Here is a 22,770-nt window from a genome sequence, read left to right on the forward strand (position 1 = left end):
GGGTTAACAGAAGTGTGACTTTTGTCACAGCCGATATACTGCGCCGGCTTCCAAGGTGGCCCGGATTCTAGAGCTTCGGCTCAGGATGCCCATCGCTTTGTCGCTGATCATCGGGCAGATCAGGGGCAGCAACGCGAAGGACGGCCCTTGAACATGCCCAAACACCATCTCGACACCCCCGCCAAACGCGCGACAGCCATCACCGTCGTGCTGGCCGTGCTCCTCGGCTTCGGCGCCACTGCGTTCAGCGTGGCACCGCTCACCGTCACCGACAGCGCACCCGTCACCGTGCGCATCCTGACCGAAGCCTTGGCAACGCCGGAAGATCTTGATGATCAAGCCGAAGCCTTGGCGGATCAGCCCGTGATCCTGCATCGCAGCCACCACACCCAAGTGGGTGACACCATGGATACGCTGCTCAAGCGCCTGGGTGTGGATGACCCGCAAGCGGCCCTTTTTCTGCGCCAGCATCCCGTCGCCCGCAAGATCCTGAGCGCGCCCGCCGGCAAGTTGGTTCAAGTCACCACTTCCGGCGGCGGTGTTTCCGGAGCCAGCCTGAGCGACATGGTCGTGCTTGGGCCCCCCAGCCAAGCAGAGCGCCAAAACAGCCACGCCAGCCAGATTCACATCACTCGCCAAGGCAGCACGTTCAAAGTCGAAGAAAGCTTGCAAGCGCTGCACACCCAAACCCATGTCAGCAGCATCCACGTTGCATCGAATCTGTTCACCGCCGCCGACCAGGCCCAATGGCCCGAATCGATCACTCGCCAAGTGAGCGATGTGTTCGCCAACGACATCGATTTTCGCCATGGGCTGCGCCCCGGAGATCACTTCACCGTGATCTATGAAACCTTGAGCCTGGATGCCGAAACCGTCCCTTGGCTCGAAGATCCGCATCACCTGATCGCCGCCCAATGCGTCCATCAAGGCCGCAGCTTCGAAGCCTTCTGGTTTGCCCAAGCGGGCCGAGGCCACTACTTTGATGCCCAAGGTCGGAGCAAAGAACATCAGTTCTTGGCAGAACCCTTGCCCACATCGCGCATCACTTCCGGCTTCGCAGCACGGATGCACCCGATTCACCATCACTGGCAAAACCATCTTGGCATCGACTACGCCGCCCCCAAGGGCACCCCGGTGCGGGCCTTGGGCGCCGGTCAGGTGATCTTTGCCGGCTGGCAAAAGGGCTACGGCAACGTCATTCGCCTGCGCCACAGCGACACCCAAGAAACGGTCTACGCGCACTTGAGTCGCAGCAACGTCAAACTGGGTCAAAACGTGATGCGGGGTCAGTCACTGGGCATGGTGGGCGCAACCGGCTGGGCCACCGGACCGCACCTTCACTTTGAATTCAAGGTGGACGGCCATCAGGTCAACCCGGTCAACGTGGCCCGCCAAGCCCCCGCGCTGACCACCTTGGCCAACAGTTCACGCAAAGCCTTCCAAAGTGCGGCCAAAATCGCCTTGGCTCAACTGGCCGCCACCCAAACGACCGAAGAAGCCCCCCAAGTCGCGATCGCTCGCATGGAATGAACACCACACCGCACGCCCCTTACTTCATCGGCTTGATGTCCGGCACCTCGCTGGACGGGGTCGATGGCGTCCTTTGTCAGGTGGGCACCGACGGCACGTGGCAAGGCTTGCTCGCCCACACCCACCGGCCTTTCTCGCCCACGCTCTATGACGCACTGCAAGCGCTGCAAGCACCGGGCATGAACGAACTGCATCGCGGCGCCTTGGCCGGCAATGCCTTGGCGCGGGTCTACGCCGAGACATGCGCGGCACTCCTTGAACAAACAGGGCTTGGACCGCAAGACATCCGCGCCATCGGCGCCCATGGTCAAACCGTGCGCCATCAACCCGGCATGCACGACGGCACGGGCTACACCGTGCAGCTCTTGCAAGGGGCCTTGTTGGCCGAGTTGAGTGGCATCGATGTGGTCGCCGACCTGCGCAGTCGAGACCTCGCCGCAGGCGGCCAAGGCGCCCCCTTGGTGCCCCCTTTTCATCAAGCCTTGTTCGGCCGAGGAGATCGCATACGCGGCGTGGTCAACATCGGCGGCATCAGCAACATCACCCTGCTCCGTCCCCACCAAAGCTTGATCGGGTTTGACTGCGGACCAGGCAACACCTTGCTGGATCACTGGTGTCAAACCCACCGCCAACAGCCTTTTGACCGCAACGGCGCATGGGCCGCCCAAGGTCGGGTGGATCCAGCCTTGCTTGATCACCTGCATCAAGAAACGTTCTTCGCGCTACCTGCGCCCAAAAGCACCGGGCGTGATCTCTTCAACGCCGCGTGGTTGGCGCATAAGCTCGATACATGGGATGAACCCATTTCAGCCACAGACGTGCAAGCCACCCTGACTGAACTGACCGCCCGCAGCATCGCCAACGAGCTGCTGCGCTACGCGGCAGACGTTCAGGATGTCTTGGTCTGTGGGGGGGGTGCCTTCAACACGCACCTGATGCAGCGCCTGCAAGCAGCTTTGCCGCAAGCCAAGGTGCTGAGCACCGCTGAGGAAGGCTTGGCGCCCGACCATGTCGAAGCCGCCGCCTTTGCTTGGCTGGCTTGGGCACATACCCAACACCAGCCCGGCAATCACCCTTCAGTGACGGGCGCGAAAGGTTTCAGAGTCCTCGGCGCGCTCCATCCGGCCTGAATCAAACTGAGAAGCTTGAACCACACCCGCAGGTGGTGGTGGCGTTCGGGTTCTTGATGACAAACTGCGCACCTTGCAGGTCTTCCTTGTAGTCGATTTCAGCCCCGACCAAGTACTGCAAGCTCATGGCATCGATCAACAAAGCAACGCCATTTTTCTTCATTTCGGTGTCATCTTCATTGACGATTTCGTCGAAGGTGAAACCGTATTGAAAACCCGAACAGCCGCCGCCTTGAACAAAGACGCGCAACTTCAGATCGGGATTGCCCTCTTCGGCGACCAAATCAGCCACTTTGGCGGCTGCGGCATCGGTAAAAAGCAGCGGAGCCGGCATTTCTGTAGCGACCGGGACAGCAACTTCACTCATGAAAGATCTCCTGCGTAACGATGGATGGATATGTGTGGATGGTCAGCGTCAATGGGCGTGCTCAATTGGTCGCGATCAACGCCGCTTTTTCTTCTTCGGTCATCTTGTTCAGCGCCCCTTCAATGACCGCACCTTGATGCATTTCCAGCGCAACGTAGCGAATATCGCCTTGGATATGGGCTCGCGACTGCAATTCCAGCATCTTGGTTGAGATGACTGGGCCATTCACTGCACCGTTGATGATGACATGACCCGCTTTGACCGTGCCGTTGACCTTGGCTTTCTCACTGATAAAGAGCATGTTGTTGCTGCCCCCCAGAGCAAGGACATCGCCAAGCACTTCGCCATCGATGCGCAACCCATCACTGAAGCGCAAAGTGCCCTCAAAAAGAGCACCTTCACCGACCAAACTTCGTATCGCTGGTTGTTTTTTTTGCCCGAACATGTCGGATTCTCCTGACAAACCTGAACCGTGGCCCCAAACAGGCAGTGTACGACGCAGGATCAGAACCGCTGCCCAATCCCGAGCAAGGGGACTCAAGGAGCTTTGCGAGGGAGATGCGAACTCGTGGCTGCTGTGGCGGGACGTTGTTTGCTGGGCACCAGTTTTTCGTAAAACCGGACATCCTTGATCAAGGCCAAGTTCTGCTCTTCCAAAAGATGGACTTGGGCCGCCAAGCGGTCTTGGGTGGCTTTCTCCGTCTTCAACAGGCTGTCGGCCGTGTTGGCCACCGATTGAGCGGCATCTCGCTCACTGCGCACCTTCTGGATCTCTTCGCGCAACTTGGCCAGTTCCTCGTGGGCTCCGACCTCCACCCCAGAAAGCTCCTTACCGATTTCAAACGCCCACAGCGCCAAGGCGGCGGAGAAACCAAGAACCAAAGCAGACAACGCCCAACGCATGGGCCACGGCGTGTGGGTCCGCACCGAGAAACGCGATGAATTGACCGAAAGACGACGACGAAAAACTTTCCAACGCATGAGCAAACCTCGAACGCTCGACGCTGCTGCCAAGCAAGCAACGCACGATTTGCCGCGACGATACACGAAGGGCTGCCATTGGCAGCCCTTGGGTCTGGAACCTTGTCACGAAGCGCGACAGGCACCGACCCCTCAGACAAGGGATCGAAACCTTCGCACTCAGGACATCAGCGCTTGCTGAATTGCTTACGACGACGAGCGCCGTGCAGACCGACCTTCTTCCGTTCGACTTCACGAGCGTCGCGGGTCACGAAGCCAGCGTGGCTCAGATCCGGCTTCAACGTGGCGTCGTACTCGATCAGGGCGCGGGTCACACCGTGGCGAACGGCACCGGCTTGACCGGATTCACCACCACCGTGGACGTTGACCTTGATGTCAAACGTTTCAGCATGATTGGTCAACAGCAAAGGCTGCTTGACGATCATGATGGAGGTTTGACGGCCGAAATACTCTTCGACCGGCTTACCGTTGACAGTGATCTGGCCAGTGCCCTTCTTGATGAAGACACGAGCGACAGACGACTTGCGACGGCCAGTGCCGTAATTCCATTCTCCGATCATGGCAGCTCCTTAGAGAACAAGCGTCTTGGGCTGCTGAGCGGTGTGCGGGTGCGTCGCACCGGCATAAACCTTCAGCTTCTTGATCATCGCGTAGCCGAGCGGGCCCTTGGGCAGCATGCCCTTGACAGCCTTTTCGATGGCGCGACCCGGATGCTTGATCTGCATGTCCTTGAACTTGGTCGCATAGATACCGCCCGGATAACCGGAATGACGGTAATAGACCTTGTCTTCGGACTTGGTGCCGGTCACGCGGATCTTGTCGGCGTTGACGATGATGATGAAATCACCGGTATCGACGTGCGGCGTATAGATGGGCTTGTGCTTGCCACGCAAACGGAGAGCGACTTCGCTGGCCACTCGTCCGAGAACCTTGTCGGCTGCGTCAATCACAAACCACTCGTGCTGCACTTCGGCCGGTTTGGCGCTGAAGGTTTTCATGCTTGTATCGAGTTAGTCATGGTTTCCATCCTGTCGGGCTCGGTGCTGCTTCTGAAAGGCAGCCTCTTGCCCCAGGCCCTGGCCCCTTCCAAAGAAGAGACTTTCTTTCCGGGAAACCGTTTCGGAAAAGCCCTCGATTATGCCTCAAAGCGATTTAGAACCCCGGCGAGTCGGCCTCCATGGCCGCCAAGAACATCTCGCTGCCACCGGCTTTGTCCAGATTCTGTTGACGCTCGGTAGGCGGTGCCCAAGCTTCTTGCAACGTTATCGGCAAGGCAAAAGCGCCATCGGTCCATTGCTGGTTCTGGCGAAACAGCGTCGCGGTCAGGAAATGAAACATCGTCATGGCCGCCTTGCCGATGAAGGGGTGTTCATCAAGCTTGTCGGCAATATCCGCCACCACATGGAAGGCCTTTTCCCAGAAATGCTGAGAGGCATGTTGCGGCTCGTCGAGCGCGATACCAAGCAGCGCAGCGTCTTCTTCACCGATGAGCTGAACAGTCAACTCGCGAGGCAAGGACTTAAGCGGGAAAGGGAGCACATCTTCCATCCACTGCATCAGCGCGTGAGCCATCTCCTGGCTGGCAGCCGAAGCGCCCTTGCGGCGGCGCTTGATGGTTTCGAACAAAAACTGGGCCTCGTCATAAGAACGAGCCAGCAGATCTTCGCGCACACCCATCACATGGCCGATCACGCTCCAAGTGTGGACGTAGGCCTCACGCATCTCCAAGGCGTGATCCTCCGGGTCATCCAGATCAATCAGGCCGAGCGTTTCGATGGCGCGGATGCCGACGTAGGAGAAAGTCAGGATCACGAAGGCCATCGACTCCTGATTGATCGGCTTGCCGTGGGCGCCGTCCCAGTACGCCGAAGTGCCTTCCGCCTTGGCCTTGGCTGCCTGCTGGGTCAGTAGGTGGCGCACGGCAGCGTGCATCAAGCGCACGCGCTGCGCTGCGATCAGGCCGGGGCCGTTCGGGCGCATGCCCCCGGGCTGCATCGTGCTGACCACCATGTGGGCGGTCTGCAAAACGCGGCGATTGACGTGCTTGACCAGCTGCGTGGTCGAGGCCAACACCGGGGCGTCATAGGCGTCGAGATAGCACTCGGGCAGGCTGGCGCAGCACAGGATGGCCGAGGACAGCAGACCGTGCTCCGAGAAGAATCCCTCGCAGCGCTCGATCAGGGCTTCATCTGCCCACGACGGCAGCACGGCGGTTTCGGTGAGGAAGCGATGAACGATGCCCTGTAGCTCTACTGGCAGCGTGGCCGCCGGGCAGACCGCATTCATCAGCAGACGGTTGACCCCATGGACGGCGTCATGGGCATAGACATCAGCCGCCACCTGATCGGCAGCCGAGTCGGCGTCCTGTCGTGCCTGATCGAGAAATTCTTGGGTCCAACGCTGCTGGGCTGTGCTCACTTCTCCGCTCCTTAAGAAAAGAAGCGGCCATTGTGGCGAGGCACTCAGGCCTCGGGCAGAGCGGCGAGAACGGCCAAAGCCATTTCTTGGTCCTTTGTCACGGTTGGATCAGGGTAGCTGGACAACAGCGACGCTAGGCGCTGGCGAACCGGCTCAATCGCACGGCCCGCATGGACTGAGGCCTGCGCCAAGCCGGCCAGTGCACGCAGGGCAAAGAGGCGGTTGCCTTGCCGACGTGCCGTCCGAGCCGCGAAATCGAACAACTCGCAGATCTCGTCGAGTTCTTGGAGACGCTGCGGTGGATCACCGTCAGGACCGTCCATCAGCTGTTGGAAGCGGATGCTCGCTTCAAGCCGTTCGACTTCGGCAGCCATGAACGACTCGTTGGACGTTTCGATCACCCGTCGTGCCTCGGCCAGATGAGCCAGTGCTTGGGCTGGATGGCGATCGAGTGTTTCGACTTCGGCCAGCATGGTCAGGAAGAACGGTACCACCATGCCACTGCCAATACTTCGGTAGGTGAGTAGCATCTGCTCGATATGACGGACCCCAGCTTCAGTTTGACCGTCAAAGACCCAAGCCCGACCAGCAAAGATGTTGCTCCAGATCGTCCAAAACCCGAGGGACTGTTGGGTCGAGATGTCGATATTGCGGGCAGCGTGCTCGGCCATCGACGCCGGGCTCTGGGCATAGGCGTCAAGCCAAGCGGCACAGCCCAAGGCATAACCTTGGCTGAAGGGATGGCGCAGCCGGTCGGCCAGCTCCACGGCATCGCGGGCACGTGCCAGACCGTTGGACGAGTAGCCACGCAGATACAACACCATCGCAGAAACGGCGCGTGCTGACACACCAACATCTTGCCCCGTCAGATAGGCCTGCGGATGATGCTGATCCGGGTTGTAGATCGCAATAGCGGCTTCGAGGTTCTCGTGGGCGAAATCGAGTTGCCCCATGTAGTACTGACTCAGGCCGACCGCGAAATGCGCTTCCAAGCGCATGGCGTCGCTGCGCTCGGCATCGGCAATACGCATCATCTGATGGGCAAATTCGATCGCTTTGCGCTGCTCACTCTTGACCAAATAGAACGCCCAAATGCCCCACAGCACCCAGAACAGCTGCGGCGTCGAGCCGACCCGATCGGAAATCTGCTGCGCACGCTGATAGACCTCGGCCACATCAGGCGCAGCCCAACCTTTGAGCATCGTCAACGCGACACCCAGCGTGGACAACAGCGCCAGTTCAGTACGGTGGCGTTCCTGTTCGTCGGCTATCGCGGCCGCAGCGTCCAAACCTTTGCGCAAGTGATTTTCTGCTTCGACCATCGCCGAGGATGCAACAGCGCGTCGGCCCGCTTCGAGCCAAAACGGCACCGAGCGGACCGGCTGATCGGCCTTGACCCAGTGCTGGGCGATTCGTTCGGGTACGGTGTCACACAACCGGCTATCCCCTTCGAGAAAGGCAGCGATCTGCGCGTGATAGCCCTGCCGGGTGCGCCGCAGCATCGAATCGTAAGACGCGTCTTGGATCAAGGCATGGCGGATGGTGTAGGCGTTGCCGGAAGCATGAATGATGTCCTTCTCGATCAGCTGATCGATGCCCATCGACAGCATCGACGCCTCCTCGGGAAAAATCGCATGCAGCTGCTCAAAGCTCCAGTCGCGGCCAATACACGAGCCAAGTTGTAGCGCCTTGCGCGCTTCAGGCGGCATGCGATCGAGACGGGCCATCAGCAAATCTTGGAGCGAAGCTGGCACGATCGAATCGGGCAACGGACCGTTGATCTGGTACTGCCCCTCAGAGACTTCGCGCAGCGTGCCCGAATCGAGGAACATCCGTGTCATTTCTTCGACGTAGAGTGGATTGCCATCGGTTTTTTCGATCAGCAACGACACGACGGTAGGTGGCAACTGATGGCAGCCGATCACGCGCTGGATCAGCATTTCGGTATCAGCCGCCGACAATGGGCTGACTGGGAGCAAGGTCAGCGAAGCGTTGTGAATCCAGCTTGGCGCAAAACCGGGGCGAGAGGTCAACAACAACAACAATCGGTTGCGAGGCAGCTCCCGCAGCAAGCTGCCCAAAAGCTCAACCGTGGTCGCATCCATCCAGTGCAGGTCTTCGATCACCACCAGCACAGCTTTGGATTGGGTTCGTGAGAGCAAAAGGGTCATCAACGCATGGAGCATCTTTTGCTTTTGCGTCAGCGGATGCATACCGAGCACCGAATAGCCGGTATCGCCCTGGATGCCCAGCAATTTGGCCAGCAAGGGCAAAGCGGTGCTGATGTCGCAATCACACCGTTCCAGATGACTGCGCAAGGCTGCGAGGGCCTCGGCGGGCGTGAGAGCTTGCTCCATGCCCAGCATGGCACGCAGCGGCGCCACCAGTGGGTACAACGCCGTGTCAGCGTAGTACGGCGAGCAGTAACACTCGATGACATCGAACGCGCTAGCCTCGGTATCGATCTCCGTATCGATCTCGGCGCTGATTTTGGTGTTGATCGACTGCCTGAACTCCGACAACAGCCGCGACTTGCCTACCCCAGGGTCACCGGTCAGCAGCACGGCATGACCAGGACATTCGCGTGCCGACAGCCAAGCATTGACCAACGATGCGATGGCGGCAGAACGGCCCACATAGGGAGCCAGCCGATGCTGCGCTGTCGCTTCAAGGCGATGACGAGCACCGCTGGCCCCTTCGACTTCGAAGCATTCGAGCGACCTGTCCATGCCCTTGAGCAGATGGCTGCCTAGGCTACGCAGCCTAAAGTAACCCGACACCAGCCGCTGAGTGAATTCCGAGATCACCACGGTATTGGGCTGAGCCAACTGCTGAACCCGAGCCGCGATGTTTGGGGTGTCGCCCAAAGCCAAGCGGCCGACCCCGGCGAAACCATCGGGATCGCCAACGATGGTCAACCCGGTATTGACTGCGATGCGCACAGCCAGATCGACACTGTGGTCACGGCGGCGGTGCGAACCTTGAAGCGCGCGGATTTCCTGGATGATGTCGAGCCCGGCTTGGACAGCGCGTCGGGCATCGCCTTCTTGGGCCGTGGGATAGCCGAAATAGACCACCACCCCGTCGCCATGAAACTGAGCGATCGTGCCGCCGTGCCTCTTTTCAACGACATCAGCACAGAGGGTGCGGTAGGTCTGCACCAAATCACGGAAATCTTCGGGATCGAGACGGCGCGACAGCTCGACCGAGCCGACCAAATCGCAAAACAGCACCGACAGGTGGCGTCTCTCGGGCACCACGGATTCGCCCGTCGCGACCCTGAGCTGCTGCGGTGCCAACAAGGAAACCTGCGACTGAAGTGAGGGTTGTTGTGGCGTGGCCCGCGAGGGGGCTGGACTCGCTGCTTGGGATGCAGCGTGGGATGCCGTTTGAAGCGATAGCCCACACTCACTGCAAAAACGCGCCCCGACTGCCACGATGGTTTGGCAAGACGAGCATTGGACGCGTTGGCTGACGCCGCACTCCGAACAGAACTTAGCGTTGTCGATGATCTCGGCCTGACAGCTGACGCACTTCATGTGGGGAGTTTCCGTTGAGCAATGGCATGAGCCTGATCGACGCACGATCGGCTCAGTAACCCGGGGGGAAGGACGAAATGGCGGGGAAGTTCAGGCAGCTCCCAGACTCTGAGTCGGGGCCAGAGGTGATGCTCGCGATGGCGGATCAGAATGTCCATAGGTTCATTCCCGAAAAGCCAGCGACCAAGGGTCATAAGAACGGTCGGAGCAGGCAGGGCAAAGGTGCCGTATTGCCCGTCGCGGGCGTGAAGCAGGTGGTGAAAGATGAAGCTTGACGCTCCGATACTCAGCCGCAGCATCGCCCAGTACATCAGAAAGACAGTGGGATTCAGGGCCGCTAGGACGACAAAGAGCAGCGTACGTAGGATCAGCTGAGCGATCTGGTGTGAACTCACTCCATGGCAGAGCACCCAGTGCAGGAACGTCCGCTCAGGCACCAGCAAAGCATTGACAAAAGCTTGGGCATGACTGCCAACGATCTGAAACCGTTCCGGGTCGCGCTCGCCACTGCTCCAACGGTGATGTTGGCGGTGAATAAGCCGGAGCTCGCGGTAGCCCAGCCCCAAGGGGGTGTCGAAGATCGGTGCCCAGCGGTGAAATGCCGGAACTTGCGCTGCGGAGCACACATGCAGCAACTCGTGCAGTCCGAGCGCCAACCGGACGTAGACCAGCGGTATGAGCCAGAGCTGCCACCGGGCTAAGCCGCCGAGCGCGCACAGCAGCATCGCATACAACACCAGGCTCCAGCCCAGCGTGGAGCGGATGTAGCGACGGGCATGGACAGCATCGATAGCATTCATCGGCAACTCAGAACAAATCACGATACGGGGTCTGGCCGAACAAGGTCCGGTGGATGGCACTGCGCAGACGCTGTGGGCCAAGATTGAGCACACAGGCGGCCAGCTCCTTGGACATCGTGGGCGTCAGCATGCTGCGCAGCACGACAGCACGCCGGAATTCGGGGCGGAAATGCCGGTCGAAGCGATCCTGCCAACGTTGTGTGACATCTTGCTTGCCAGAAAGCGCAGAGGATGGCGGATCGGTTTCCTGCGCATCGATGATTTCGGCCACGTTCCGACCGCTGGCAAGCGCATTGCCAATGCCATCGCCGGTCAGCGGGTCCGCCAGCCCAGCAGCATCACCGATCAGAAAGACCCCGTCGCGACTCACCTGAGCCTGTGGACGGCCAAGCGACAGCGGATAGCCAGCACGCTTGCCAACCTCGACGGCCTGCCTGGCGATCGCCCGGGGGATCGGATGGCTGTCGAGGAAGCGCTCGAAGAAGGCTGTGACGCTCGGTGGGGATACTGTCGGCCCCGCTGTCAAACCTTGCACACGTTCACGGCCCTTCCACAGACCGACGCCGATGTTGAAGCGCAGGAACTGATCCGTGCTCTCGACCGGAAAAACCCAGCCATAACCACGCAGGTGTTGCCGGTCGGTGATCAGCGATACCTGTGCAGCCCGATCGGTAAAAGGCGCAATCTTGGGCACCGTCCAGTACGCCCGCAACCCCATCGCGTTGGTGGGGCTGACCGCGGCGCCGCGTGCGTCGATCAAGTGATCGAAATCCGACCATGCAGGGTCTTGGCGATCAAGCCGACGGACATCCTTGCGCACGAAGGTGCAGCCAGCCTGAAGGGCGTTGCACATCAGCAAATGATCAAGCGTGCGCCGAGGAATGCAGCGACCCGGTGTATCGAGCGGATGACGGCTTGATCGGCCCGAAGGTGCGACCAATTCGGTTTGGCGAATGATGACTTGGTGGGGTACCTGGTGCGCAAGGGCCTCAGCATTCAGTCCTTGCCGGGCGAGTTCGTGCAGCGCCATCGGCGTCAGCCAGTCTCCGCAGACCTTATCGCGTGGAAAGTTGGCGCGATCAAACCATGTCACGGCATGTCCGCGCATCGCCAGATGCCATCCGGCCGACGCACCTGCAGGGCCTGCGCCAACGATTGCAATCTGAGCCACGGGTCTTCTTTCTGCGCTGTCTGGTTAAGGCGGGCGATTCTACTGGCCCGTCATCAGGGCGAACCCGTGTACAAATCCATCGCACGACCCTCGACACCCTTGACATAGAAGTTCATGCCGTAGAGAAATTTATCGCTTGCAACCTCATCACGGCGCAGCACCGGCTTGCCGTCTTGCCCCCACAGAGGACCACGCCAAATCACCATCTGGCCCTTTTTGATGTCGTCGCGAACACGCTCGACGTGGGCTCGCAGAGGCGGCGCAATGGCGGGGGACATCGAAGCCAAGACCACAACGTCCTCTCTCAAACCCCACCATAGATCTCCGGAAACCCATGTCTGGGCCAAGGCGGCCTGAATGGCTTGGCGGTAGTACGGTGCCCAATGGACCTCAAAGGTGATCAAGGGCTCACCCCGCGTGCCCAACGGATTCAAATTCAACTGCAACGACACGCCATCGGTGCTGCGCAACACCATATCGACCCCACCATCCCGGTCCCAACCCCGGTCGCCCCAGGCCACACGCGTGATGCTTTTGGGCTCAACCGATTGCGCCCCGAGCGTGAAGGCATTGACGATGCGCACCCCTTCCAAACTCGACGACAGGATCGGCATATCCACGCCCAAGGTGTGGGTCTGACTCAAGGTGCCAGCCACCACCCCCGCCAGATAAGCACCTTCGTAGGTTCTGGCCTCAAAAACACGCAGGTTGGCGGTGCTTCGGGGCCCGCCCCATTGCTCGAAGTGAACAGTTTGCGCATCCGCTGCCACATGACGTGTGGCCGCCATGGATCCAGAACTTCGTTCGGCCATGCTGAAAATCAGGCCGTAGCCCTCGTTCACGAAGGTACGTAACGACTCTTCGGTTTGAACTTCATCCCGAAGTTGCTCCGCAGCTTGGACTTGGATGCGGGCACCAAACTCAGCAACGATCGCTTCACGGGCAAGATCAGCATGCGCATCGGCATAAAGAAAAGCCACTTTGAGCGGCGCGGGTTGCGTCGGTGACACCTCGGAAGGGCGGCAGCCGGCCATGCCAACCACCAACACCGATCCTACGAACTGAAGCCAAGGGTTCATGGCGGACCTTTCTGAACAAACCCGGTACGTCGCGGCGGATGAAGGGGCACAACAAGGACCGTGCGATTATCACGCGCCTCAAACGTCCGGAGTTGTCATGTCCTGTTGCCGCCCCCCTGCCCTTCGAAGTCTTGCCACACTGGTTTTTTTGGCCATGGCCTTGAACACGATCGCACAAGCGCAACCGGTTTATGCGCTCTACGGCACGCTCGATGTGGCCGTGGGATCGTTTCAAGCCGCTGGCAGCGCACGCCTGAGCCAAGTTCAAAGCGGAGCCATGCACACCAGCTTCATCGGCTTGAAGGGTGAAGAGGCCTTGGACAGTGGCGCCAAGGTCCTGTTCAACTTGGAAGGATTCTTGAGACTGGACAGCGGTGAATCAGGTCGCTGGACCGATACCCCGAACGACGGCGCGTGGTCACGGGCGGCGAATGTGGGCTTTGCCGGCTCATTTGGCACGGTCCTCCTTGGCCGCGTACCCAATCTGATGTTCACGCACTCACGCCCCTTCAACAGCTTCAGCGCCCGCTTGGGCGATGCCCCCACGCTGTCCCTGGCTTGGTCAGACCCCCGAGGATCGATGGCACACATCGACGGTGACACGGCGTGGAGCAACGCCCTGAGCTACGTGGGCCGGCCCCAAGGCCACTGGATCTTTGCCCTACAAAGCGCAGCCCCTGAGGGCAACGGCCACCGCAATCTCGGTGTCAACTTGGACTACACCCCTTCGGGGCCCTTCAAAATCAATGCAGCGTGGCAAGACGTTCAAGTCGGCTTGGGGGGCCAGAAAGAAAGCACCGGCAGTTTGGGGCTGAGCTACGACGCTGGGCCGATCCAGTTTTACGCCCAAGCCGCTAGCATTGACGACCGTGCTCAGGGCTCACTCACGAAGGTGGTGGACATGAGTCTGGCGCTCCCCATGGGCCTCAACCACACCCTCTTGCTCGCATGGAACCACGCTGATCTGAACACAGACCGTAGCCAAGCCAGCACGCTGCGTTTGGGCGACACCCATGACGTGAGCCAGCGCACCACGCTGTACGGCGTGATCCAACGCGATCAACGCACAGGCTTGGCAGCGGGTCACAGCTTGGCGGTGGGTTTGCGACACCTTTTTTAATGCCGCATTCGTATCAAATTGTGCACAATCGCACCTCATTCTTGTTCGCCCATTCGCATGAAATTGCTGCGCCGCGTCGCTTGTTTCTCCCTCGTCGCCCTGTGCTACGCCTCAGTTCAACCGGTTGGTGCCCAAACGGCCGATGCGAGCAGCACGTTGCAGGCGCTGCAACAACTTCAGCAAGCCCAACAGCTTGGTAATGCCACGCAGCCTCTGAGCCCCCGCACAGTACCGCTGCCTCAAGGCACCCTCAACCCCAACACCATCAGTCCGGCGACGATTCAACGGATGCTCAGCATCGACCCCAATGCGGGTCAGTCGCCACACCCCCCCAGCAACGATCCGAACAATCCGCCCCAAGACCCCAACAAGGCGGAGGTCCCACTGATCAGCGCCCACGATGCCCTCCCCGATAACGAATTTCAGCGCTTCGTCTTCAGTGCCACGGGCAGTCGGCTGGGGGTGTTCGGGCAGAGCTACTTTATGCAAACTGAGCGCACCTTCGCGCCCAGTGAACGCATCCCCGTCCCGGCGGACTACGTTCTCGGCCCCGGCGATGAGCTGTTTGTGCGGGTCTGGGGCAGCATCGATGTGGATCTGCGCGTCACGGTGGATCGCAACGGCTTGATCAACCTGCCCCGCGTCGGTGCCATCACCATGGCGGGGGTCAAGGTCAGCGAGGCTGAAACCGTTCTGCGCAGCCAAATCGGGCGGGTGTTTCGCAATTTCAGCCTCAATGTGACCTTGGGCCAGTTGCGCAGCATGCAGATCTTTGTGGTCGGCCAAGCGCGCAAACCCGGCAGCTACACCGTCAGCAGTCTCTCGACCCTCATCAACGCCATCTTCGCCAGCGGCGGCCCCAACACCAACGGCAGCCTGCGGCATATCCAACTCAAGCGCAACGCTCAGGTGGTGAGCGAACTGGATCTGTACGACTTCATCCTCAACGGCGACAAAACCCAAGATGTCCGTCTGCAAAGCGGCGACACCGTGGTGTTCTTGCCCAAGGGCCCACAAATTGCCTTGCTCGGCTCGCTGGATAACCCCGCCATCTTTGAACTCAAAGGCAGCACCGAGTCTGCGGCCACGGTGTTGCGTTACGCCGGCCTGAGCCGGATTTCTGTCAATCGCCCCACCGCCTTGCTTGAGCGGGTGGACTCGCTCAACACCAAGTCCCCGCGCAGCGTCAACACCTTGAAGCTTGACGATCAAAGCGCTGAGGCCGCCCTGTTGCGCGACGGTGACATGTTGACCCTGTTCGGTTTGGCCCCGGCTTTTGGCAACGCCATCACGCTGCGCGGCACGGTCGCAGCGCCCTTGCGCTATCCCTATACCGCTGGCATGCGCATCAGCCAGCTGATCCCGGACCGCGAAGCGCTGATCACCCCGGACTACTACCAGCGCAAGAACCGCTTGGTGCAATTTGCAGCACCCACCACCCAAGCTGCTGCTGCCGTGGATGTCAACCAAGTCAACGTCGAACACGATGTGCGCAACATCGTCGATGAGCCGAACTGGGAATACGCGGTCGTTGAGCGCCTGAACCGCGACGACCTGACCATGCAAGTGCTGCCCTTCAATCTGGGCAAGGCGGTGATCAAACACGACCCGGAGCACGATTTGGTGCTGCAACCCGGTGATGTGGTCACCATCTTTGGCATCAACGATGTCAGCAACCCGATCAGCCGGCGCACCCGCTTGGTTCGGGTAGAGGGTGAAGTCCAAGCCCCGGGCATCTACCAAGTCCGTCCGGGCGAATCGCTGCGCAGCTTGATCACCCGCGTGGGCGGCATGACCCCCGAAGCCTACGTCTTTGGCACCGAATTCAACCGCGCCACCACCAAAGCCACGCAACAAGCCGCCCTCAACGAAGCGGTGAACCGGCTGGAAAATCAATTGGCCAGTGCCGGTGCCGACCAAGCCGCCAACCTCGTGACCAGCGATGCCCAAACCGCCATGCAGTTGCGTGCGGCCCACGCTGAGGCCCGCAAAGCACAGATCTCCCGCTTGCGAAGCATCAAATCGACCGGTCGTATCGCCCTTGAACTCGACCCCACCACCAACACACTGAACGATTTGCCCGATATCCCGCTCGAAGATGGCGACCGCATCTACATCCCTCACCGCCCCGGCTTCGTTTTGGTGGTGGGGGCGGTGGCCAACACCAATGGTCTGCTATGGCGTGATGGCAAGCGACTCCGCGACTACCTGAATGTGGCGGGTGTCGAACCCGATGCCAATGAAGCCGGCCTTTTTGTCGTGCGAGCGGATGGTTCGGTCGAACACAACCATGCTCACCGTGGCTGGTTGGATAGCTCACTCGACAACCTGAAACTCATGCCCGGCGACACGGTGGTCGTGCCTGAAAAGACCGATCGTGAAACGTTCTGGACCACCTTGGTTCGCGGCCTGAAGGACTGGAGCCAGATCTTCTACCAGTTTGGTCTGACCGCAGCGGCCATCCACACCCTGAGACTATGAGCGACGAGCGTATCCAAGACCAAGAGACCCACGAAGAGGTCTCCCTGCTGGACCTTGCTTTGGTCTTGCTTGAACACCGCAACATCGTGCTGGGCATGCCGCTGGGCGTGGCCGTGCTGGTGCTGGGCCTGAGCTTCCTGATTACGCCGAAATTTGCCGCCACCACCCAGATCATGTTGCCCCAGCAACCCCAAAGCGGGGCAGCGGCGCTGCTCGGCTCGCTGGGCGGCGGTGGTCTCGGCGGGGCCGCCGGAGCCATCGCCGGGCTGAAAAATCCAGCGGATCAATGGATCGGTTTACTCAAAAGCCGCACCGTGCAAGACGGCATGGTGGCGCGCTTTCATCTGCGCGAGCGCTATGAAAGCAAGTACCAGTTCCAAGCCCGCCAAACGCTGGAGGGCCTGACCCAAATCAAGTCCGGCAAAGACGGTCTGATCAGCATCAGCGTCGAGGATCACGACCCAGCCACCGCCATGGCCATGGCTGATGCCTACATCGACGAGCTGCAAAAACTCAGCAAAACCTTGGCGGTGACCGAAGCTGGGCAACGACGCCTTTTCTTCGAAATCCAGTTGAAAGAGGCGAAAGAGCAGCTGATCAAAGCTGAAGTGGCCCTGCGCCAAAGCGGGGTGAGCGAGAGCGTGCTCAAAACCAGCCCGGATGCTGCGGTGGCCGTGCTCGCCCAGATCAAGGCCCAAGTGGCCGCCGCTGAAGTCAAAGTTGCCGTGATGCGCGGTCAATTCACCACCGACAGCCCCGATCTGAAACAAGCCCAGTTGGAGCTGACCTCCGTCCGCAGCCAATTGGCCAAAGCCGAACAAAACGACCCCAAGAGCGCCCAAGGTTCAGGCTCGCAATACGTCGCCCGTTTTCGCGAGTTCAAGTACCAAGAAACCCTCTTCGAGCTGCTGGCCCGCCAATTCGAAATGGCCAAGGCCGACGAAGCCAAGGACGGCGCCATCATCCAAGTGGTGGACAAAGCCACCCTGCCCGAATGGAAGTCCAGCCCCAAGCGCGGCATGATGACGGTGCTGGCCGGTGTGCTGAGCCTGATCCTCGGCACCGCTTTCGTCCTGATCCGCCAAGCCCTGCGCAACGCCCGGGAACGCGACCCGGTGTTTGCCGAGAAGCTGAAAAAGCTGCGTTGGCGACGTCCCTCTTGATTGGGTCAACGCGATAACTTTGCGACACCCCATGCCGCCCCCCCGTTCGAGCTGAGCTTGTCGAAGCCAGCGTGGGGCACAACACGGCCCTTCGACAAGCTGAGGGCGAACGGGGGTGTGGTGGCGCCGCGCATGGGATGCTTCAAACCCGTCCCACCCGCTCCAGATAGCGCTCAATCACCTGTTCTTCCGAGAACTCGCGCTGCATCTTGAACGCAGAGTGCGCGCCCATGGCGTCCAGCGCCGTGCGCGGCAGCAGGGCCATGCGGGTCAGGGCATCGGCCAGGGCACCGGCGTCGCGGGCCGGGCAGAGCCAGCCGTTGCGGCCGGGCGTGATGGTGTCGCGGCAGCCGGGCACGTTGGCGGCGATCAGGGGGCGACCCATGGCGCCAGCTTCGAGCAAAGTGCGCGGCACACCCTCGCGGTAGGACGGCAGCACCACGCAATGCGCCTCAGCAATGAAAGGCCGCACATCGCCGTGATGGCCCAAATAGCTCACCACCCCCTCGGCCAACCACGCGCTCAATTCTTCAGCGCGGATCGCCGTCGGGTTGTCGGCCGCCGCCAAACCCAGCAGCTGAAAGCGCATCTGCGGCAACTCTTCGCGCACCATGCGCGCAGCTTCGACAAATTCGCGCACGCCTTTGTCACCCAGTAACCGAGCGATCAGCAAGAAGGTGCGTGGCTCGGGACTGCCCGCAGCCGGGGCAACCGCCGGCAACGGTGTGGGCTGAAAGTGCTGCAAATCGACGCCTGAGCCCGGAATGCGCTCACTCTTGGCCTCAGACACCAAGCCAGCTTGGAGAAAAATCTGCCGGTCGTCCTCGTTCTGAAAAAACACCCAGTCGATGCGCGCAAAGGTCAGGCGATACAAGGCTTGCACCAGCTTGGTGAGCAAATTGCTGGCGATGAACGAACTGCCCAAGCCTGAAACATTGGCGATCTGCCGGCACGGCAAACACGAGCGGGCCAAGGCGCTGTAGATGTTGCCCTTGGGGGTGTAGGACAGCACCAAATCAACCCCCTCCTCGTGCAACCAGCGCCGCAGACCCAGCACTGCGCCCAATTCAGCAACCGGATTTTTGCCCCGGCCAGACAGCGGCCAGACGCAGTGCTTGAAGCCCGCAGCGGTGATGCGCGCACTGTCATGCGCGTGCGCCGCATCTGGCGGAGCGATCGCCACCACCTCATGCCCGGCATGGCGCAGCGCCCGCATCAGGTTGAGGCGGAAGTTGGCCACGTACCAAGCTGTGTTGGCCACGATGGCGATCTTCATGCTGTTAAGCCAACGATGACAAAACAGGTCCAAGCATGGGCGTGGGACATCTTTAAACTGCCTACTGGGTACAAAAAAGAACGCGCATCGTAACGGTCACCGATATGTTTCCCCCCGATTGTTGGAACCCGAAGGTCTTTCGCCTCAGCAGCATCGCGCGCGCCGCAGCGCTTGCCTGCGGCCTCGGCAGTGGTCATCCGGGGGTTTGGGCTTTGCCCAGCAGCCTTGCGCCCACCAGCCTGCCGACCCAAGGCGCGGTGATCGCGGGCGCCGCCGCCTTGCAACCCGTGGCCGCAGGCGGCGCCAACTTGGTGATCACCCAAACCAGCCCCCGGGCGATCATCACGTGGGGCAGCTTCAACATCGGCAGCCAAGCCAGTGTGACGTTCCAGCAGCCCGACGCCAACGCCGTGACGCTGAACCGGGTCATCGGCAGCGGCGGCAGCCAGATCGACGGGCGGATGCAGGCCAACGGCCAAGTCTTTTTGATCAACCCGAACGGCATCCTTTTCAGCGCCAGCGCCCAAGTCAACGCGCACGGCTTGCTGGCTTCATCGCTGGACATCCTCGACGCCGATTTCAACGCTGGGCGGCTCCATGCCCAAGACACCCTCGGCTCCAACCAAGCGGCCAGCGTCAGCAACGCCGGCACCCTGGTCACCGACAGCGCCAGCGGCAACTATGTTGTCTTGCTCGGCGGCCAAACCAGCAACAGCGGCCAGATTCAGGCCAACAACGGCACGGCGGCGCTGATCTCCGGCAGCGATATCACGCTCAATATCGGATCCACCGGCCTGATCCAGGCGGTGATCAACACTGGTGCGCTTGAGGCCCTGACCGACAACAGCGGCACCCTGCAAGCCGACAACGGCCTGATTCAGCTGCGCGCCGCCGCTGCGCCATCCTCGTTGGCGCTGACCAGCGCCTTTGTCAACACCCACGGTGTGATCCAAGCCCGGGGGTTGAGCGCCACCTCAGACGGCACGCTTGAATTGAGCGCCGATGTCGTCCAAGCCTCGGGGAGCATCGACGTCTCGGGGCTGCATGGCGGCAAGGTTTTGGTCCAAGCCGGACGCAGCATCATTCAAGACGGTTTGATCGACGCCCACGGCACGGTGGGCCAAGGCGGCACGGTGCAACTCGACGCCACCAGCAGCGCGATTTTGCAAACCCTCAGCAGCCAGATCAACGCTGACGGCCCGGCCGGCGGTGGTTCGATCACGTTCAGCGGCAGCGCGTTGGCCGACATCGCCGGCAACAACCATGCAGCCGGCGGCACGCTCACCAACAAGCTCAGCGCCATCAATCACCGCAGTCTGGATTGGGTTCTCAGTCAACCCACCACCCTTGCCGACGGCAGCACCCTCTACCCGCTGGCTCAAGATTCGCTCGGCGCGGATGCTGGCGGCGCCGTGCTTCAACTGGACCCCCAAGGCCATCTCAGCTCGGTGTTCTACGGCCTGCATCCCAAGGATCACGTCGGCAGCGGCGGCATCACGCCGCTGTCGGGCCTGTCGGGCACCAGCAACAGCACCACCAGCACCAACGCTTTTGTCATCGCCAGCCCCGAGTGGTCCGGGGGTTTGGGCGCCGTGACGTGGGTCGGCTCAAGCGGCGCCCAAGCCATCACCGCTGACCATGCGCTCATCGGCGCCCAAAGCGGCGACCGCGTTGGCAGCGGCGGGGTGGTCGCGCTGACCCATGGCAACTACGTGGTCAGCAGCCCGGATTGGGGCCCAGCCTATGAAGGCGCGGTGACCTGGGGCGACGGTGCCACCGGCTTGGTCGGCACCGTCTCCAGCACCAACTCGCTGGTCGGGGAGATTGCCGGCGACCGCGTTGGCAAAGGTGGCGTGATCGCCCTGACCAACGGCAACTACCTGGTGGTCAGCCCCGACTGGGGCACCAACTATCAAGGGGCCGTGACCTGGGGCAGCGGTGCGGGCGGCTTGGTGGGCCTGATTTCAAGCAGCAACTCGCTCGTGGGCGGCAACTTGGATCGACTCGGCAGCCGAGGGGTGATCGCCTTGGTCAACGGCAACTACGTGATCAGCAGCCCCGAATGGGGGCCGAACTACGAAGGTGCCGTCACTTGGGGCAACGGCGCCACCGGCTTGGTTGGCACCGTCTCCAGCGCCAACTCACTCATCGGCTCGATCTCGAACGACAAAGTCGGCAGCGGCGGCGTGATTGCCTTGGCCAACGGCGACTACGTGGTCGCCAGTCCCGATTGGGGCCCCAACTATGAGGGCGCGATCACGTGGGGCAACGGTGCCACCGGCTTGGCGGGCACGGTCAGCAGCAGCAATTCGCTCATCGGTGCCCCATCCGACCATCTCGGCAGCGGCGGTCTGACACGACTCTCCGCACCCAACAACAACGCTTTCGTGATCGCCAGCCCCGAGTGGTCCAACGGCATGGGCGCGGTGACGTGGATCGGGCCGCAAAGCACCCGGATCAACGCCATCGACGCCAGCAACTCGCTCATCGGCAGCCAAGCGGGTGACCGGATCGGCAGTGGCGGTGTGGTCCCCTTGACCCGTGGCAACTATGTCGTCAGCAGCCCGGATTGGGGATCCAACCGTGAAGGTGCGGCCACTTGGGGCAACGGTGCCACCGGCTTGGTCGGCAGCATCTCAAGCACCAATTCGATGCTCGGCTCGATGCCGGGCGATCGCGTCAGCAGCGGTGGTGTGATCGCCTTGGCTCACGGCAACTACGTGGTCAGCAGCCCGGACTGGGGCGCCAACTACGAAGGGGCGGTCACTTGGGGCAACGGTGCGACCGGCTCAGTGGGGCAGCTCTCCAGCGCCAACTCGTTGATCGGCAACCCGGCGGAGCAACTGGGCCACAGTGTCTGGCCCCTGGCTGATGGTTCGTATCTGGTGATCAGCCATGGCGGCGCCAATTTGCAGTGCTTTGGCGACCGGGGCTGCATCGGCGTGATGCTGCCGTCCAACCGTTCCTTCGCCATGAGCACGAGCACCCAGAGCCAAAGCACCGATCAAGGTGGTACGGTGATTGAGGAGCGCAGCAGCACCGAATCAACCACCGGGTCCAGCGCTGGATCAGGCGGATCAAGTGGATCAGCGACCAGCGCAGCTGCTCACACTGCCCCACCCCCCGTGCCCCAAGCGCCCCAGCGGCCCATCACTGCCGCGCTGGACTCGCTCCACCCCATCTCACGGCCGCCCAGCACTGCCAGCTTGCCCGTCATTTCAGCGGACATGGCGGCGGCCTTGAAGCAGGTGGAGAGCGCCAATGCAGCGGGCATCTCGATCGCGCCCAACCTCGCCCACCCGCAAACCAACACCGCTGCGCCGCCAAACGGTCACGCCGCCGGGCCCGAGAAGCCCTCCACCTTGAGCAGCTTGAAGAGCTTTGCCAACACCATGAGCCACCCAGAAAAGGTGGCCGCTGCCGGACTGGCTGCCGCTGTCGGGGTCACGGCCGCTGGCGCTGGTCTGCTCGGCTCCGGCGCCGCCGTGGCGACCAACAGCTTGATCAGCGTTTTGGGCAAAAACGTCTTGATCCGGGGCGTGCGCTTTGTGCTCAAACAAGGGGTGCAACGCTTGGCCAAGATGCTGCTCAGCCCCAGCAACCCGATTCACCATGTGATCAATCCGGCTGGGCTGGTGCTGGCTTATCTGCGCCCACGGGCCTTGGCGCTGTGGCGGCGCTGGCGGCCCCTGAAAACTTGACGGGCTTGCCCGAC

At 61.2% G+C, this 22,770-nt stretch carries 17 protein-coding genes; 6 read left to right on the top strand and 11 right to left on the bottom strand.

Annotation, left to right across the window (positions count from 1 at the left end; all coding sequences use genetic code 11):
• Positions 1–153: 153 nt before the first annotated feature.
• Both AB3X39_RS05245 and AB3X39_RS05250 read left to right on the top strand, forming a co-directional pair.
• Positions 154–1,530 carry a M23 family metallopeptidase gene (locus AB3X39_RS05245; protein WP_369416307.1) on the top strand — a complete coding sequence of 459 codons (1,377 nt, stop codon included), beginning with the start codon at positions 154–156 and terminating at the stop codon, positions 1,528–1,530.
• The gene (locus AB3X39_RS05250) at positions 1,527–2,660 is read left to right on the top strand and encodes an anhydro-N-acetylmuramic acid kinase (protein ID WP_369416308.1); all 1,134 of its coding nucleotides are present in this window, start codon (positions 1,527–1,529) and stop codon (positions 2,658–2,660) included. The genes AB3X39_RS05245 and AB3X39_RS05250 overlap by 4 nt, the downstream gene beginning before the upstream one ends.
• 1 nt (position 2,661) lies before the next feature.
• On the opposite strand, the gene erpA is transcribed toward AB3X39_RS05250, so the two are convergent.
• The 10 genes from erpA to AB3X39_RS05300 all read right to left on the bottom strand — a co-directional run bounded on the left by erpA (position 2,662) and on the right by AB3X39_RS05300 (position 13,015).
• Positions 2,662–3,027, bottom strand: coding sequence for an iron-sulfur cluster insertion protein ErpA (erpA, locus tag AB3X39_RS05255; protein ID WP_369416309.1), 366 nt, complete (start codon positions 3,025–3,027; stop codon positions 2,662–2,664).
• A 61-nt stretch (positions 3,028–3,088) separates the two neighbouring features.
• Positions 3,089–3,472, bottom strand: coding sequence for a bactofilin family protein (locus AB3X39_RS05260; RefSeq protein WP_369416310.1), 384 nt, complete (start codon positions 3,470–3,472; stop codon positions 3,089–3,091).
• 92 nt (positions 3,473–3,564) lie between these two features.
• Positions 3,565–4,008 carry a hypothetical protein gene (locus AB3X39_RS05265; protein WP_369416311.1) on the bottom strand — a complete coding sequence of 148 codons (444 nt, stop codon included), beginning with the start codon at positions 4,006–4,008 and terminating at the stop codon, positions 3,565–3,567.
• Between the two features lie 167 nt (positions 4,009–4,175).
• On the bottom strand, positions 4,176–4,568 hold the full coding sequence (gene rpsI / locus AB3X39_RS05270; RefSeq protein ID WP_009453602.1) for a 30S ribosomal protein S9: 393 nt from the start codon (positions 4,566–4,568) through the stop codon (positions 4,176–4,178).
• Positions 4,569–4,577: 9 nt separating this feature from the next.
• Complete coding sequence (gene rplM / locus AB3X39_RS05275; protein WP_009453601.1) at positions 4,578–5,006, bottom strand: 50S ribosomal protein L13; 429 nt, start codon at positions 5,004–5,006, stop codon at positions 4,578–4,580.
• Positions 5,007–5,160: 154 nt separating this feature from the next.
• Positions 5,161–6,426, bottom strand: a complete 1,266-nt coding sequence (locus tag AB3X39_RS05280; RefSeq protein ID WP_369416312.1) for an oxygenase MpaB family protein — start codon at positions 6,424–6,426, stop codon at positions 5,161–5,163.
• Positions 6,427–6,470: 44 nt separating this feature from the next.
• Positions 6,471–9,965: an AAA family ATPase gene (locus AB3X39_RS05285; RefSeq protein WP_369416313.1), complete on the bottom strand. Its 3,495-nt coding sequence runs from the start codon at positions 9,963–9,965 to the stop codon at positions 6,471–6,473.
• Entirely contained in the window at positions 9,962–10,765 is an 804-nt protein-coding gene (locus AB3X39_RS05290; protein ID WP_369416314.1) for a fatty acid desaturase, read from the bottom strand. Before AB3X39_RS05290 ends, AB3X39_RS05285 begins: the two co-directional genes overlap by 4 nt.
• Before the next feature lie 7 nt (positions 10,766–10,772).
• Complete coding sequence (locus AB3X39_RS05295; RefSeq protein WP_369416315.1) at positions 10,773–11,936, bottom strand: NAD(P)/FAD-dependent oxidoreductase; 1,164 nt, start codon at positions 11,934–11,936, stop codon at positions 10,773–10,775.
• A 53-nt stretch (positions 11,937–11,989) separates the two neighbouring features.
• Positions 11,990–13,015, bottom strand: a complete 1,026-nt coding sequence (locus AB3X39_RS05300; protein WP_369416316.1) for a BMP family ABC transporter substrate-binding protein — start codon at positions 13,013–13,015, stop codon at positions 11,990–11,992.
• A gap of 154 nt (positions 13,016–13,169) precedes the next feature.
• Here AB3X39_RS05300 and AB3X39_RS05305 point away from each other — a divergent pair, with 154 nt between their 5' ends.
• From AB3X39_RS05305 to AB3X39_RS05315, 3 genes are read left to right on the top strand one after another with little or no spacing between them, the layout of a single operon-like run.
• Entirely contained in the window at positions 13,170–14,135 is a 966-nt protein-coding gene (locus AB3X39_RS05305) for a porin (protein WP_172632736.1), read from the top strand.
• Positions 14,136–14,192: 57 nt separating this feature from the next.
• On the top strand, positions 14,193–16,616 hold the full coding sequence (locus AB3X39_RS05310) for a polysaccharide biosynthesis/export family protein (RefSeq protein ID WP_369416317.1): 2,424 nt from the start codon (positions 14,193–14,195) through the stop codon (positions 16,614–16,616).
• A complete protein-coding gene (locus AB3X39_RS05315) occupies positions 16,613–17,779 on the top strand; it encodes a GNVR domain-containing protein (RefSeq protein ID WP_369416318.1) in 1,167 nt (388 codons plus the stop codon). Before AB3X39_RS05310 ends, AB3X39_RS05315 begins: the two co-directional genes overlap by 4 nt.
• Positions 17,780–17,921: 142 nt before the next feature.
• On the opposite strand, the gene AB3X39_RS05320 is transcribed toward AB3X39_RS05315, so the two are convergent.
• Positions 17,922–19,055 (bottom strand): glycosyltransferase family 4 protein, encoded by a 1,134-nt coding sequence (locus AB3X39_RS05320; protein WP_369416319.1) that lies wholly within the window; start codon positions 19,053–19,055, stop codon positions 17,922–17,924.
• Positions 19,056–19,159: 104 nt separating this feature from the next.
• On the opposite strand from AB3X39_RS05320, the gene AB3X39_RS05325 reads away from it, so the two are divergent.
• Complete coding sequence (locus AB3X39_RS05325) at positions 19,160–22,756, top strand: two-partner secretion domain-containing protein (RefSeq protein WP_369416320.1); 3,597 nt, start codon at positions 19,160–19,162, stop codon at positions 22,754–22,756.
• Positions 22,757–22,770: the final 14 nt, after the last annotated feature.

This window comes from Leptothrix ochracea (assembly GCF_041083635.1).
GTDB lineage: Bacteria > Pseudomonadota > Gammaproteobacteria > Burkholderiales > Burkholderiaceae_C > Sphaerotilus > Sphaerotilus ochraceus.